Consider the following 14,608-nt stretch of genomic DNA (forward strand, 5'->3'; position numbering starts at 1 on the left):
AAGGAGAACCAGATTGCGGTGTGTGAAGACGAAACGAACCGAAAGTTCGAGACGCTCGACCGCGACACACAAACTATCGCATACCCATTCGCTGGAACGTGACCGCAAGGCACGCGCCGGCTACCGAATTTCTTGACGACCATAGAGCATTGGAACCACCTGATCCCATCCCGAACTCAGAAGTGAAACGATGCATCGCCGATGGTAGTGTGGGGTTTCCCCATGTGAGAGTAGGTCATCGTCAAGATTAAATTCCGAAACCCCTATCTGCTGACGCAGGTAGGGGTTTTGTTTTGCCCGCAGGAAAGTCTGCGAACGCTCGTAATAAATTTGCACAGTTATTTTCGAGCTGGAGCACTAGAATAGCCCCACCTTAGCTGAGCCAGAGCTGTTTATGCCCGATCCGTCAGACACTGATAGGTTGCCAGATCTACCCCTGAGCGATTTGGTTGCGTGTCATGAGTGCGACTTGTTGATGCGCAAGCCCCAACTGGCCCATGGCGAAAAAGCCGAGTGCCCCCGCTGCGGTTATGAGCTTTATGCTCACCGACACAATGTAGTTGAACGCAGCCTTGCCTTGGTGATCGCCGCCCTGCTGTTATATGTGCCGGCCAACTTCTTACCCATCATGCAACTCAATCTGCTTGGGCAGTCCTCGCAGGACACCGTGTGGAGTGGGGTAGTGGGTCTGTTCGATACCGGCATGCAAGGCGTCTCGGTAGTCGTGTTCCTGTGCAGCATGGGCATTCCGTTACTCAAGTTGCTTTGTCAGTTGGCTGTGCTGTTGACCATTCGCCTGGACGTTGGCCGTAGCTACGGTTTGTTGCTGTACCGCATTTATCACCATCTACGGGACTGGGGAATGCTCGAGGTTTACCTCATGGGCGTGCTGGTGGCCATCGTCAAGTTGGCAGACATGGCAGCCCTCACCGTAGGCCTTGGCTTGGTGTGTTTCATCAGTTTGTTGCTGGTCCAGGTCTGGCTGGAGGTGGTGATGTCACCGCATCAGATCTGGCAGGCGTTATCAGGAGAAGATGCCCATGCGGGCGATTGATGCCGGCATTCTGATTTGTACGGAATGCCATGAACTGAATCGGCAGGACGCTGAAGCCGACAAACAAACCTGTACTCGCTGCGGCGCGCTGATCCATCCCCGTCGCCCGAACAGCTTGATGCGAACCTGGGCTTTGTTGATCACGGCTGCGATTCTTTATATCCCGGCCAATATGCTGCCGATCATGACCATCAATTCACTGGGCCAGGGCGCTCCGAGCACCATCATGGCCGGCGTCATCGAGTTGGTTCACCACGGCATGATTCCTATCGCCGCCGTGGTGTTCATCGCCAGTATCCTGGTGCCGACCTTCAAGCTGGTGGGCATCGCTTTGTTATTGTTTTCCGTGCAACGGCACCAGCCCATGTCGGCACGGCAACGCATTCTTATGTACCGTTTCATCGAGTTCATTGGTCGTTGGTCGATGCTGGATATTTTCGTGATCGCCATTCTGGTGGCGGTGGTGAATTTTGGGCGGCTCGCCAGTGTCGAAGCCGGTCTTGGCGCGATTGCTTTCGCCAGCGTAGTGATTTTGACAATGATTGCCGCAGTAACCTTCGATCCCCGACTGATTTGGGATAACACGGAGTCGGATAACGACCATGACTGATTTGCCTACCGCTAAAACCCGACCGGCTTCGAACTGGTCAGCCATCTGGGTCTTGCCGCTGATCGCACTGATTATCGGCGGCTGGCTCGGTTGGCGGGCTTATAACGAGACCGGAATCGAGATCACTGTGCGCTTTGAGAGTGGCGAAGGCATCCAGGTCAACAAAACCGAAGTCGTCTACAAAGGGATGACGGTCGGTAAAGTGACGGCGCTCAAACTCGATGACGAAGGCAGTTCCAAGGGCGTGGTCGCGACGGTCGAGATGAACAAGGACGTCGAGCAGTATCTCAAGACCGGCACACGTTTCTGGCTGGTCAAACCGAGCGTGAGCCTGGCCGGGATCACCGGTTTGGAAACCCTGGTGTCGGGTAACTATGTGGCGATCAACCCGGGTGAGGGGGAGTCGACCCGTAAATTCAAGGCCCTGGCCGAAGAGCCGCCGCTGTCGGACGCCAAGCCGGGTTTGCACCTGACCCTCAAGGCTGATCGACTGGGTTCGCTGAACCGCGGCAGCCCGGTGTTCTACAAACAGATCCAGGTCGGCCAGGTGAAAAGTTACCTGCTGTCCGAGGATCAGAGCAAAGTCGAGGTCAAAGTCTTCATCGAGCCGACCTATGCCAGCCTGGTTCGTAAACACACGCGTTTCTGGAACGCCAGCGGCATCAGCATCGATGCCAACCTGTCGGGTGTGAAAGTGCGCAGCGAGTCCCTGGCCAGCATCGTGGCCGGCGGTATTGCATTCGCCACACCGGAAAGCCGCAAGGACAGTCCTCCAACGGATCCGAGCCTGCCGTTTCGTCTCTACGAAGACTTTGATGCGGCCGCTGCGGGAATCCGGGTGAAAGTCAAACTCAGCGACTTCGAGGGATTGCAGGCCGGGCGTACGCCGGTGATGTACAAAGGCATCCAGGTCGGCAGCCTGAAGAACCTCAAGGTCGATCCGGACCTGGCCAGCGCGACGGCTGAACTGACCCTGGACCCTTTGGCCGAAGATTACCTAGTCACCGGCACACAGTTCTGGGTCGTCAAGCCATCGATCTCCCTGGCAGGTATCACCGGCCTGGAAGCGTTGGTCAAGGGTAACTACATTGCCATACGTCCAGGCGATAAGGGCGGTGCGCCGCAACGGGAGTTCGAAGCCAGGGCGAAGGCCCCGCCACTGGACTTGCGCTCGCCGGGGCTGCACCTGGTCTTGCTGACCGAAAACCTCGGATCGCTGGAGGTCGGCAGTCCGATTCTCTATAAGCAGGTCAAGGTCGGCTCGGTGCAGAGCTATCAGTTCTCCCGCAAGAAAAAGCAATTGATCATTGGTGTGCACATCGAGAAGGAATATGAAGGGCTGGTCAACGGCTCGACACGCTTCTGGAACGCCAGTGGCATTACCCTCACCGGTGGTTTGACAGGCGGGATCCAGGTCAAGAGTGAGTCCTTGCAAAGCCTGATGGCCGGCGGCATTTCCTTCGAGACGCCAGAACCCAATGTGCCGTTGAAAAGGCGCGTTCCACGGTTCCGTCTGTTTGAAGACCGCGAGGCCGCACAGCAGAAGGGCACGGTCGTGACGATCAAGGTCGACCGCGCCGATGGCTTGCGCAGTGGTACGCCGATCCGTTTCAAAGGGCTGGATGTGGGCAAGGTCGAAGAGGTCGACCTCAGCGCCGACATGCAATCGGTGTTGCTCACCGCGCGTATCACCGAAGTGCCGGAGCGTATCGCCCGCGTCGGGTCTCAGTTCTGGGTGGTCAAGCCTGAGTTGGGGTTGATGAAGACCTCCAACCTGGAGACGCTGGTCACAGGCCAATACATTGAAGTGCAGCCTTCGGCGAAAAACCTCGGGCCACAAAAAAACTTCGTGGCCTTGGCCAACCCACCGGAAAGCGCTGTGCCCGAAGCGGGCCTGAGCCTGGTGCTGAGTGCGGCCCGCCGTGGTTCGTTGAAGATCGGCGTGCCGGTCACCTATCGCGAGATCACGGTGGGCAAGGTCACCGGTTATGAACTGGGCCAGACGGCGGACCGGGTGTTGATCCATATCCTGATCGAGCCCAAATATGCGCCACTGGTGCGCAGCGGCACCCGCTTCTGGAACAGCAGTGGCTTCGGTTTGGACTTCGGTCTGTTCAAGGGCGCGACGGTGCGAACCGAGTCGCTTGAAACGCTGCTCCAGGGTGGTATTGCGTTCGCAACGCCGGACGGTGAACGAATGGGCAATCCGGCCCGAGCGGAGCAGACCTTCCCATTGTTCGATAAGTTCGAAGACGAATGGTTGACCTGGGCGCCGAAGATCAGTCTTGGCAAGTAGTTGTGGCGCTATCGCGAGCAAGCTCGCTCCCACAGGGATGCAGGATCGTTCATCCAGAAGCAGTCCAATGTGGGAGCGAGCGTGCTCGCGATGAGGCCATCCGCTGCACTGAAGACTCAAAACTGACGCAATAAAAAAAGGCCGCGGTCCATTTGGATCGCGGCCTTTTTCATGCCCGGCTATTCACTTCACACCGGATCCAGCTCCGGCTCATCGGCCTGCACATTCACCGTGGCCTTCACCGCATCGTGACGACGGATGTATTTCCAGTCCGCTTCGTCGATGTAGATGCCGTTCGGGCCGCTGCCGCCTTCCAGGTCGATGGCGACACTGGCGCAGACTTGCGGTTTCACACTGGCGAGGATCGGCACGAAGCCCAGTTGCAGGCTGGTTTCCAGCAGTGCCGCCTGGTTTTTCTCGTCGATATCCGCCGCTTCGTCCAGGTAGTAAGGCAGGCGCACGCGACCGGCCTGTTCGCGGTCCATCAGGTGCAGCAACAAGTACATGTTGGTCAGCGCCTTGATGGTCATGGTGGTGCCGTTGGACGCCGCGCCGTCGATGTCGGTGTGGATCACAGGCTGGCCGTTGACCTTGGTGATCTCGAACGCCAGTTCGAACAGGTCCTTCAGGCCGAGCTGGTTGTGATTCGCCGCCACCAGCCGCGCCAGGTATTCCTTGGCTTCTTCGTTCTTGTTGTCCTGCTCGGCGCTCTGGCTGAGGTCGAACACCGACAGCGTCTCGCCTTCCTCGTACTGACCGGCGCTGTGTATGATCTGGTCGATGTGCTTGAGTGCTTCCTTGTTCGGCGCCAGGACGATGCGGAAGCTCTGCAGGTTGGACACCTGACGCTTGTTGATCTCGCGGTTGAACAGCGCCAGTTGGTGTTCGAGGCTGTCATAGTCGCTGCGGATGTTGCGCAGGGTCCGGGCGATGTCGGTCACGGCAGCACGGCGTGCCTTGCCCAGGGTCAGGGCCTCGTCGGTGCGGTGGGCATAGGCGTTGATCAGCAGTTGCAGGCGCCGCTCCATGTCATCTTCGCTGTCGAACTTGGCCACGCCCTTGAGGCGCACCTGGGCATACAACGCTTCGATCTGGCCATCGACGCGCAGCAGCCCTTGCCAGCTGTCCTGGTAGTCGTTGAGCAGCGGCAGCAGGTTGTCCATGGAATCGTCGACCGGGTCCATGAACGGCGTGCCGAACGGCAGGTCCGCCGGGAGCAATTGACGACGGCGCAGGGCGTCGTCGAGGGTGCGTTGCTTGGCTTCCATGTCGGCGATTTGCCGGCCCACCAGTTGCAGCTTGGCGGACAATTGCTGGACGCGTTCGGTGAAGGCATCGCTGGAGCGCTTGAGTTCGTCCTGGGCGGCTTCCATCTGCGCCAGTTGCTCGAGCTTCTCGCCTTCCTCGGCGCTCAGGGTCTGGCTGCGACGGAAGTCTTCCAGGGCTTTTTGCGCATCCAGTACCTGCTGGTACAGCGCCTCGGTCTGGGTCTTACTCGCGGCGCGGTCGGCGGCCACGGCTTGTTGGGTCTTGAGCTGCTTGAGTTCTTTTTCCAGACGCTCTTTCTGGTCCCGCAGCGCGGCACGGTCGGCCAGGGCTTGCAGGGCGGGCGGCTCGATGTGGGACAGGTCGATGGACAGCCCCGGCACTTCGAAACGCTCACCCTTGAAGCCGTCTAGGATCAGCTCGATGGATTTGACCCACTCGCCGTTCTCGTCCAGCGCGATGCCGTGTTCGCCCAGGGGCAGGCTGAACAGGGCGCTGTTGAACAAGCGCATCAGGCGTTCGACATCCTGCTGCGAGAATTCTTCGCGCAGGCGGGCGTAGCTGTTGTTGTCGGCGTGATCGAGCTGTTGCTTGACCGACTTCAGGCGTTTTTCCAGGTCCCGCAGGCGCTCTTCCAGGTCTTCGGCGCTGAACTGCCGGGACTGGGCCAGGGCGCCGGCCAGTTCGTCGTGGGCGTCCTTGGCGGCGAGTAGTTGCTGTTCCAGGACCTTGACGTCATCCACCAGGGCAAAGCGATGCTTGAGCACCGACAGCTCGCCGAGCCAGCGCTGGATGCCGCTGATTTCCCGCTCCAGGCGCATCAGCTCCTGGGTGCCACCGCGCTGGTCGTTCTGCAGCGAGTCCTGCTCGTTGCGGTAGTGTTCGGCCTGGATGGTCAGCTCTTCCTTGCGCGCACTGGCGTAGTCCGACCAGGTGCCCAGCAACGAATCGAGCAATGGCGAGAGGCGATGCAATTTGCCGCGCAGGATATCGCGCTGCTTCACGCCATTGGCCAGGGCTTCCACCAGCGGGCCGGCGGCCACGAGGGAGTTGTAGTCCTGTTCCATGCGGCGTACGTCGCGGAAGGCTTCTTCGCATGCGGCGATGTAGTCCACGCTGCCGGAACGCAGACTGTGCTCGAACGCATCGAGGAACAATTGCTTGAGCTTGGCCGCGGTGATTTCACGCATGTGCAGCAGGTTGATGAACAGGGCGCGGAAGGTCTTGAGGCTTTGCTCGCTGGTGGAGCGCAGCGGGATCAGCGTCAGGTCCAGCGGGATCGAGGTGTGACCACCCACCAGCAGGCGTCGCAGTTCATCCGGCTTGAGTTCGTAGGCTTTCAGGCCTTCGCGCTCCAGGTTGGTGAACAGCTCTTTCTGCCGCAGGCAGGTGTCATTTTTCTGGTAGTGGGCCAGGTCCAGTTTACCGGCATAGGCAAAGAACTGGTGCCCGAAACCGCCGCCGGGACCGCGACCGACCACGCCAATCACGTGCGGGCCGTGGGGCAGGGCGACTTCCACCAGGATGTAGCTGGTGTCCGAGGCGAAGTAGAAACGCCGGGACTGCTCCAGGCTGTACTTGCCGAAGCTCATGTCCGACATGCGCGCCAGGATCGGGAACTGCAAGGCGTTGATCGAGGCGGATTTACCGAGGTTGTTCGCGCCGTACACCGACAGCGGTTCTTCCAGCGGGAACAAGCCAAGGCTGTAGCCGGCGGTGTTCAAAAGGGCAAAGCGGCGGATGCCGTAGCGTTCCTTGCTCATGCGTCGGTCTCCTGTTCTTCGGCAATGGCGCGGGCCAGGGCGTCTTCTTCGCTTTCACCTTCGAATTCGCTGAGGTCCAGCGGATCATCGGTCTGCAGCAGTTTTTCGTCGCTGTCTTCGTCGATCAATACCGGTGCCGGCAACGGCAGCACGCTGTGCAGGCTGGCGGCCAGGTCGCGGTCCTGCTGGACCGACAGGCAGACGTCGAGGAAGCGGTGCATCGGCGGCAGGAAGCGGTACACGCCGTTTTCTTCGCTGGCAAAACCCAGTTGGGTCATGCGGCGCATGATTTTTTCTTCCAGCTCTTCCTGGGTCTGTACTTCGGCCTGGATGAACAGGTCGCGGTATTTTTCCAGCAGCGAAGGCAGCTCATCGCGGCCCAGGCTGCCGCCGTCGAGCACGGCAATCGGGTCACGGCCCTGGTCGGCCAGGTGCTCGACCAGGATGAAGGTGAACAGGGCCAGGCGCTGGGCGGTCTTGTTCACCGCCGCGGCGGCCAGGTCCGGCACGAAGTAATAGAAGCCACGGGTGTCGCACACCAGCTCGAAGCCCAGGGCCTTGAACAGCGTGCGGTACTGGTCCTGGAAGTTCGACAGTTGGGCGTACAGCTCCGGGTCGCGGCGGCTGACGTGGTAACCCTTGAACAGCTCGCGGAAGATCGGCGCCAGCTGGGACAGTTCGGATAGATCAAGATGCATGGGGGATGCTCGCAGAATCCTCGGCGGCGGTGTCGCCGGCCGAGAGCAGGGCGAAGGAGCGCAGGCTGACCTGATGCTCGTGAGTATGGTAGTCGCGGCGCTCCAGGCGCTCGCGCTTGAAGCGTTTTTCCCGCGACAGGCGCGAGAACCAGTACAGCAATTCGTCGGTGGCGCCGTCCGGTTCCTGTTCCAGCAGCCAGGTCATCAGGTCCGGCATCGGCAGGGCGTCTTCGCAACGCTCGACCATCTCGCGCACGGTGCGTGGCGCGCGCGGTGCTTCGCCACCCTTGTGGGTCTTGTGGGACTTGGGGAAACGCGCCGGTTTCGGTTCGAAACGGGCCAGGGCATAGACATAGGCTTCGACCTGGCTGGCACTGCCCAGGAAGGTACTTTGCGGCCGGGTGAACAGCGGCATGGCGGCTTGCGGCACGGCGTCGATGCCTTTGCGACGAATGGCGGCCAGGGCCAGTGCGGCGCCACGGGTCACGGCGTTGTGGCGGCGGGCTTCTTCGCGCAATGGCAGCAGCAGCTCGCGAGCATGGCGCAGGGTCAACTGGGCGCTGGTCTGCATCTCGAGGATGCGCGCGTGGGTGCGCAGCAGCATGTCGTCGTCCACCAGGTGCCCGAGGCGCTGCTGTTCGGTGAGCATGCGCAACAGCACGTTCTCGACCTTGCGCACGCCTTGCTCGAAGGCACCGTCGGCGTTCACCAATTGGATCATCGGCTCGACGTATTCGTCCCAGGTCGCCAACACTTCGGCGTAGCGTTGACGCAGTGGGATCTGTCGGTCGCTGGTCTTGGCCCGCTCGGCCACGGCCACCAGGGCCTGTTCGTCGTTGGCGAGTTTCTTGAGGACGTCGCGCACGCGCATGTCCAGCAGGCGCAACTGGCGGGCCAGGTCGTTGCCGTCGCGAATGTCGAAGGCGTCCTGGATGTAACCGGCCAGGCGCTCGAGGTGGCGCAGGTAGGCTTCGATTTCCAGGCACAGGCCCAGGCGGTGTTCGCGGCGCAGGTAAGCGAGAAAATCATGGATCTGGGCGTTGAGCTCGAAACGGTTCGGGCTTTTCGCCACCGGTACGAGGATGTCCAGGCGGATCCACACGTCCAGCAGGTTGGTGATGTCCTGGGGCGTGCTGTCCAGTTGTTGGGCGGCCAGCTGTGAACGCAATTCGTTGAGGCTCAGGGTGCCCTGGTCGAAGTGCTCGCACAAAGGTTCCAGCAATGCCCAGTGTTCAGCGAGGGCGCGCAAGACGCGCTTGGGTTCGATCATCGCAATGGCCGTCGGGTTGGCAATTAAAAGCGGCGATTGTACTGCATCGAGCCGGTTGCGATTCACCCCCTGGACGGACTGTCGTTCTCTATTGATCAACTATTGCTCCAACAGGGAAGCGATCCGCGTCGAAGGGCGGTAGAATCGCTTCCACTTTCAGTTATCCACAAGTGGCCGACCCTTGCTTATCGAGTCCCGTCGCCGCGCCTATCTGACCGCCATGCAGGTGGTCAACTGGCTGCCGCGTACCGAATTGCCGTTCGCTGCCCCGTCGCGGCCCGAGCTGTTGGAAGCGCCCGAGCCCGAGTACATCGCGCCGGCCGTGACGGCGCCTGTGGCCAAGGCGGTCGCCGAGCCGCCAGCGCCAGCGCCCGAGCGGCCAAAAATCGAAGTGCCGCGCCCGAGCCTGGCCTCGACCCGCACCAATGCCAAGCCGGTGGAGGAGGTGGTCGAGGCGCCGCCCAAGGCTCCCTACGTCGCCCCGCCGCGTTTCGCCCTGCAACTGCTGCGGGCCGGGCGTTGCCTGCTGTTGGTGGAGTTGCCCACGGGCGAGCCGTTCCAAAGCCGCGATCCGGCCTACTTGCTGCTCAAGGACATGCTGCGCGCCGCCGGTCTGCCGGACAGCCCGCAAATCATCGGTGAGCCGGTGCGTTGGCCGTTGTTGTCACGCGGCACCATGGACCAGGGGCCGGAAGCGGCGCGGGATTTCGTCCAGGGCTTCGTTTCGGCGCGTCTCGAAGACGAGCCCTGCGTGTGTCTGTGGCTGATCGGCCTGCCGGCGGTGAAGTTTGCCGGCGAGGCGGATGCCGAAGCGTTCAATCGCGAACTGCAGGTCGAAGGCCTGGGCTCGGCCTGGGCATTGCCCGGGCTGGAACTGTTAATGGAAACGCCACAGCGCAAGGCTGATGTCTGGCAAGCCATGCGCCGGCTGATGGCGCGCTGGAAAGAATCGAATGAGTGACGCTGTATCGTTCCGCCCGATGACCGAGGCGGACCTCGACGCTGTACTGAAAATCGAATACGCCGCCTACAGCCACCCCTGGACCCGCGGGATATTTCTCGACGGGCTGGGCAAATACCAGATCTGGCTGATGTTCGAAGGCCAGCAGCAAGTGGGCCATGGCGTGGTGCAGATCATCCTGGACGAGGCGCACCTGCTCAACATTACCGTCAAGCCGGAAAACCAGGGCCGTGGCCTGGGGTTGCGCCTGCTGGAACACCTGATGTCGATTGCCTACAAGGCCGAGGCCCGGGAATGCTTCCTGGAAGTGCGCGACAGCAATCGCACGGCGTTCCGCTTGTATGAGCGCTATGGCTTCAATGAAGTGGGCCGACGCCGGGATTACTACCCGGCGGTGGGTGGGCGCGAGGATGCGGTGGTCATGGCGTGTACCTTGGTGGACTGAAGCGCCGTGACCCCTGTGGGAGCGAGCTTGCTCGCGAAGACGGCGGTACATTCGACATCGATGCAAACTGATCCACCGCTATCGCGAGCAAGCTCGCTCCCACAGGGGCTTGGCGGTGTGCATCAAGTTTGTGATCAACACAAAACCATGTGGGAGCGAGCTTGCTCGCGATGGCGATTGCCGGGTCAACGCTTGCCATCCAACGGATCGATATCGGCCATCTCCGCTTCGTCCAGCCCGTCGCCGCCACCAATGTCATTTTCGTTCACGATGCTCAGGTCCCAATCGGCCTGTTCGTCGTCGCCGGTCTCAAAGGCATCCCGGGCGCCGTCTTCGTGAATGAGGGTTTCCGGGCTCATGTCATCGTCGGTCGGTTCGTGATCATCCGTCGAGGCGCCTGTCATGCCTGCTTCACGCACGCGTTCACGAGGCATCAGCTGTTCGCGTTCGTCTTGTGGCAGTTCGTCGCCGATTTTCGCGCTGGGCTGCTCGTCGTCGAACTCCAACTCATGCATCGAGCCCATGCGATCCTCATTGTCGTCGATGGGTTCCGGTTGCGTCGCATCGAAAGGGCGTCGTGAATCATTCATGGCTATTCCTCATACTGTGGGCCTTACTGGTGTCGACCGACAGCGCAGCCAGGAATTCCAATGCATCGCCGACGTGACCTCGACCGACGGTCGTCTGTCACAGTTGCGCACTCTCTATCGAGGCTAGACAGCATGAACGAATTACAAGATCTGATTGATAACAACGCGCGCTGGGCCGATGCGATCAAGCAGGAGGATCCTGACTTTTTCGCCAAGCTGGCTCGTCAGCAAACCCCGGAGTATCTGTGGATCGGTTGTTCCGATGCGCGGGTGCCGGCCAACGAGATCGTCGGCATGCTGCCGGGCGATCTGTTCGTGCACCGCAACGTGGCCAACGTGGTGCTGCACACCGACCTCAACTGCCTGTCGGTGATCCAGTACGCGGTGGACGTGCTCAAGGTCAAACACATCCTGGTCACCGGCCATTACGGCTGTGGCGGCGTGCGTGCCTCGATGCAGGACCGCCAGCTGGGCTTGATCGACGGCTGGCTGCGCTCGATTCGCGACCTGTATTACGAGCATCGCGAGGCGTTGGGCCAGTTGCCGACCGAAGAAGAACGGGTCGACCGCCTGTGCGAACTCAACGTGATCCAGCAGGTGGCCAACGTCGGCCATACCAGCATCGTGCAGAACGCCTGGCACCGTGGGCAGAAACTGTCGATTCATGGCTGCATCTACGGCATCAAGGACGGACGCTGGAAGAGCCTGGACACCACGATCAGCGGGTTCGAGCAGTTGCCGCCGCAGTATCGGCTGCGTCCGGTCGGCGCGCCCTGACGCCGGCTCGTCAGTCGCGGTGACACTGACGACGCCAGTGCCGTGGAAAAGTATCTACTGTCGAGTCTGACAGGAGCCAAAGGCGCTTTCCCGTGTCAGTGCAAACTGACGCGGGAAGGCGCCTCAAGGTTTACACCGCCTCGGCAGGCAGCGGCATGGGCACTTTAAGTTGCGGAAGTTGCGACTTGATCGCTGGCGTTTCGCATTTTTTCGCTGCATCTGCCTCGCTCAGTTTGCGCACCGAGGTGTAGAACAACTCGCAGGTCTTTTCCTTTTGCGTGACCTGCCAGGTCTGCGTGCACTGGTTCAGCAGGGTGTTCGGGTCGGTGCCCGGCTTGCTGCCCATGCCGGCTTGCCAGCAGGCGGCGCTCAGGTCCTGGCCCATGACTTTCAAGCCGGCGGCATCGGCCTTGGCTTCGTCACCGTCGTAATTTTCCTTGTCAGCGGCATACCAGATATAGCTCGGGTGGTTGGAGCCCAGGACCGGGACCTTGACCCCCGCGGTCGGCGTGATGGTCGCCAGGCCGAGCACGCCAACGGTCTGGCCGTACTGGGTCTTGATCCAGTTCCGAACGGGCGCTCCGAAGGCCACCATCGGCAAGGCGGCGCCGCTGGCGGTTTGGGTGACCTGCTTGACCATGGTGGTCTGGTAATCGTTGAAGTAGCTGTAGAGCCCCTCCAATGTGCTGCCAGCATTGGACGGCGCTGCGATGGGCGCGATGTCGATGATGGTCTGGTAGGCCGGTGTCTGTGCAACGGCGATGCCGTTCACGGTCAGCAGCGTGGCCCAGCGATCGGTGGTCGCCGACTCCAGGTAATCCTGGGCCTGGGTCAGGGAATAATCCGGCGGAAAGTGCAGCAACTCGACACTCTTGCGGTTTTCCAGGGCCATGCCCAGCGGCAGGAACAGGTACCAGTTGTAGGACCATTTCTTGTCGCTGTTGAGTTTCGAGGCACCGTTGTACGCCAGGTCCCCGGCGTCGAGCAGCGCCTTCAGCGGTTGGCCGTAGCTCTTGGGCACGCCGTCGATGCTGGCATAGACCTTATCGTTGTCGATGTTGACCTGGACCTTGGCGGTGCCGTAGCCGTCGCGCTGCACACTTTGGGTCAGGTAATGCTGGACGGTCTGCTCCAGGGTCCAGTCGCGAAAACAAATGACGTTGCAGTTGTTGGGGTAGGCGAAGAGGCGGGTGACACGCTCGGTGCTGCCCAGTTGTACGTCGATCTTGGTAACGTCGGCGGCGTGAACAGTGGCGCTCAGGGTAAGGGCGGCAAGAGGAAGTGCTGCGAGTTTGAACATGCTCAGATCCTTTTCAGCGTGAGGGACCCTCAAAAGCAGGGCGTATCCATACTGAAACAGACCGAGCCGGAGAAGAAGTGGGCCGATGGAAATATCGGCCCTTTTTTATGGCTTTATGGCATCACTGGCGGCAAATAACTCAATGTCGTCCCCAGCGCCCACAGCAGCGCCAGCACCAGTGGCGTATGCACCAGCAACTGCACGAAGGAAAAGCCGATCAAGTCCCTCGCCTTCAGCCCCAACACCCCCAACAACGGCAACATGTAGAACGGGTTGATGAGGTTGGGCAGCGCTTCGGCAGCGTTGTAGATCTGCACGGCCCAGCCCAGGTGATAGTTCAGGTCGTTGGCCACCTGCATGACGTAGGGCGCTTCGATGATCCACTTGCCGCCGCCGGAAGGAATGAAAAAGCCCAGGACCGCCGAATAGACGCCCATCAGCAAGGCGTAGGTGTCATGGGAGGCGATCTGGACGAAAAAGGTCGAGATATGGTGGGCCAGGGTCTGGGCATCGCTGCCCTTGACCGTGGTCAGCAGTGCGGCGATCGAGCCGTACAATGGAAACTGGATCAACACGCCCGTGGTGGTCGGCACCGCGCGGGCCACGGCGTCGAGGAAGCTGCGCGGCCGCCAGTGCAGCAAGGCGCCGAGCATGATGAACAGGAAGTTATAGGTGTTGAGCCCGGAAATGGCACTGATCGCAGGCTTGGTCGAAAACTCATGGAACAGCCAGCCGGCGGCCAGTAGCACCAGGGCGATGGTCAGCAACGGACTGTGCTCCAGCCATTCTCCCGGGCGGGTACGGGGCTGCAACGCCGGCATGCTGAAACTCGGGTCGATCCCGCAAGCGGCGGCGTCACGGGCGCTGTTGGGGCCGGGAGCGGTGGCGTAGGCGACAACCAACGAGATCACGATCAGCGCCAGCAGCATCACGCCCGACTGCCAGAGGAAAATCGTCTGGGTGAACGGAATGACGCCGGTGATCGACAGGATCGAAGGTGGCAGGCTGGCCGGGTTGGCCTGCAGTTGCGCCGCCGACGAAGACAACCCCAGCGCCCAGACCGCGCCCAGGCCCAGGTAGGCGGCGGCACCGGCGGCGCGGTAATCCATCTTCAGATCGGTGCGGCGGGCGAGGGCGCGTACCAGCAAGCCGCCAAACACCAACGACAGTCCCCAGTTGAGCAACGACGCGACCATGGAAATCAGTGCCACCCACGCCACTGCGGAGCGACCGTTGGTCGGAATGCGCGCCAGGCGATCGATCAACTTGACGGCGGGCGGCGAGCTGGCGACCACGTAACCGCCAATCACCACGAAGGCCATTTGCATGGTGAACGGGATCAGGCTCCAGAAGCCGTCGCCAAATGCCATGGCCGCCGCCGTGGGCGTGGCGCCGATGAATTGCGTCGCCACGGCGACCACCAGCACCGCCAGGGCGGCGAAGACCCAGGAGTCGGGGAACCAGCGCTCGGCGAAACTGGAACAGCGCAAGGCGAAGCGGGCGGAACGGCTGTCTTCGATGTCAGTGGTCACGGACAATTACCTCGTTTTTATGGTTATGGGTTATTGATGGCGGCAA

Annotated in this window: 12 protein-coding genes and 1 rRNA gene; 7 read left to right on the forward strand and 6 right to left on the reverse strand. The window is 61.1% G+C overall.

Annotation, left to right across the window (positions count from 1 at the left end):
• Window positions 1–131: 131 nt before the first annotated feature.
• From rrf to BLU85_RS18915, 4 genes are all read left to right on the forward strand, one after another.
• Window positions 132–247: ribosomal RNA gene (gene rrf / locus BLU85_RS18900) — 5S ribosomal RNA — on the forward strand.
• A gap of 147 nt (window positions 248–394) precedes the next feature.
• Window positions 395–1,054, forward strand: coding sequence for a paraquat-inducible protein A (locus BLU85_RS18905; protein ID WP_092202373.1), 660 nt, complete (start codon window positions 395–397; stop codon window positions 1,052–1,054).
• Entirely contained in the window at window positions 1,041–1,664 is a 624-nt protein-coding gene (locus BLU85_RS18910) for a paraquat-inducible protein A (protein WP_092202375.1), read from the forward strand. Before BLU85_RS18905 ends, BLU85_RS18910 begins: the two co-directional genes overlap by 14 nt.
• Window positions 1,657–3,960: a PqiB family protein gene (locus tag BLU85_RS18915; protein ID WP_092202377.1), complete on the forward strand. Its 2,304-nt coding sequence runs from the start codon at window positions 1,657–1,659 to the stop codon at window positions 3,958–3,960. The genes BLU85_RS18910 and BLU85_RS18915 overlap by 8 nt, the downstream gene beginning before the upstream one ends.
• A 188-nt stretch (window positions 3,961–4,148) precedes the next feature.
• Here BLU85_RS18915 and mksF read toward each other — a convergent pair whose 3' ends face one another.
• From mksF to mksB, 3 genes are read right to left on the reverse strand one after another with little or no spacing between them, the layout of a single operon-like run.
• Entirely contained in the window at window positions 4,149–6,989 is a 2,841-nt protein-coding gene (mksF, locus tag BLU85_RS18920) for an Mks condensin complex protein MksF (protein WP_092202379.1), read from the reverse strand.
• The gene (mksE, locus tag BLU85_RS18925; protein WP_014340217.1) at window positions 6,986–7,687 is read right to left on the reverse strand and encodes an Mks condensin complex protein MksE; all 702 of its coding nucleotides are present in this window, start codon (window positions 7,685–7,687) and stop codon (window positions 6,986–6,988) included. Before mksE ends, mksF begins: the two co-directional genes overlap by 4 nt.
• A complete protein-coding gene (gene mksB, locus BLU85_RS18930; RefSeq protein ID WP_060743131.1) occupies window positions 7,677–8,957 on the reverse strand; it encodes an Mks condensin complex protein MksB in 1,281 nt (426 codons plus the stop codon). Before mksB ends, mksE begins: the two co-directional genes overlap by 11 nt.
• 181 nt (window positions 8,958–9,138) lie before the next feature.
• Here mksB and BLU85_RS18935 point away from each other — a divergent pair, with 181 nt between their 5' ends.
• Together BLU85_RS18935 and rimI are read left to right on the forward strand one after the other, a co-directional pair.
• Window positions 9,139–9,918, forward strand: a complete 780-nt coding sequence (locus tag BLU85_RS18935; protein ID WP_092202381.1) for an energy transducer TonB — start codon at window positions 9,139–9,141, stop codon at window positions 9,916–9,918.
• On the forward strand, window positions 9,911–10,363 hold the full coding sequence (gene rimI, locus BLU85_RS18940; protein WP_047229376.1) for a ribosomal protein S18-alanine N-acetyltransferase: 453 nt from the start codon (window positions 9,911–9,913) through the stop codon (window positions 10,361–10,363). Before BLU85_RS18935 ends, rimI begins: the two co-directional genes overlap by 8 nt.
• 185 nt (window positions 10,364–10,548) lie before the next feature.
• Here the strand turns inward: rimI and BLU85_RS18945 are convergent, their stop codons facing one another.
• A complete protein-coding gene (locus BLU85_RS18945) occupies window positions 10,549–10,953 on the reverse strand; it encodes a serine kinase/phosphatase (protein ID WP_092202383.1) in 405 nt (134 codons plus the stop codon).
• Window positions 10,954–11,085: 132 nt separating this feature from the next.
• On the opposite strand from BLU85_RS18945, the gene can reads away from it, so the two are divergent.
• Window positions 11,086–11,730, forward strand: a complete 645-nt coding sequence (gene can / locus BLU85_RS18950; protein WP_003185433.1) for a carbonate dehydratase — start codon at window positions 11,086–11,088, stop codon at window positions 11,728–11,730.
• 130 nt (window positions 11,731–11,860) lie between these two features.
• Here can and BLU85_RS18955 read toward each other — a convergent pair whose 3' ends face one another.
• Window positions 11,861–13,030, reverse strand: coding sequence for a hypothetical protein (locus BLU85_RS18955; RefSeq protein ID WP_092202386.1), 1,170 nt, complete (start codon window positions 13,028–13,030; stop codon window positions 11,861–11,863).
• 113 nt (window positions 13,031–13,143) lie between these two features.
• Entirely contained in the window at window positions 13,144–14,562 is a 1,419-nt protein-coding gene (locus BLU85_RS18960; RefSeq protein WP_092202388.1) for a short-chain fatty acid transporter, read from the reverse strand.
• Between the last annotated feature and the right edge of the window lie 46 nt (window positions 14,563–14,608).

It is taken from the genome of Pseudomonas sp. NFACC14 (assembly GCF_900106885.1).
Lineage (GTDB): Bacteria > Pseudomonadota > Gammaproteobacteria > Pseudomonadales > Pseudomonadaceae > Aquipseudomonas > Aquipseudomonas fluorescens_AA.

Coding starts and splice junctions, on each gene's coding strand:
- mksB (WP_060743131.1), bottom strand. CDS start 8,957: ATGATCGAACCCAAGCGCGTCTTGCGCGCCCTCGCTGAACACTGGGCA.
- BLU85_RS18905 (WP_092202373.1), top strand. CDS start 395: ATGCCCGATCCGTCAGACACTGATAGGTTGCCAGATCTACCCCTGAGC.
- can (WP_003185433.1), top strand. CDS start 11,086: ATGAACGAATTACAAGATCTGATTGATAACAACGCGCGCTGGGCCGAT.
- BLU85_RS18915 (WP_092202377.1), top strand. CDS start 1,657: ATGACTGATTTGCCTACCGCTAAAACCCGACCGGCTTCGAACTGGTCA.
- rimI (WP_047229376.1), top strand. CDS start 9,911: ATGAGTGACGCTGTATCGTTCCGCCCGATGACCGAGGCGGACCTCGAC.
- BLU85_RS18945 (WP_092202383.1), bottom strand. CDS start 10,953: ATGAATGATTCACGACGCCCTTTCGATGCGACGCAACCGGAACCCATC.
- BLU85_RS18910 (WP_092202375.1), top strand. CDS start 1,041: ATGCGGGCGATTGATGCCGGCATTCTGATTTGTACGGAATGCCATGAA.
- BLU85_RS18955 (WP_092202386.1), bottom strand. CDS start 13,030: ATGTTCAAACTCGCAGCACTTCCTCTTGCCGCCCTTACCCTGAGCGCC.
- mksE (WP_014340217.1), bottom strand. CDS start 7,687: ATGCATCTTGATCTATCCGAACTGTCCCAGCTGGCGCCGATCTTCCGC.
- mksF (WP_092202379.1), bottom strand. CDS start 6,989: ATGAGCAAGGAACGCTACGGCATCCGCCGCTTTGCCCTTTTGAACACC.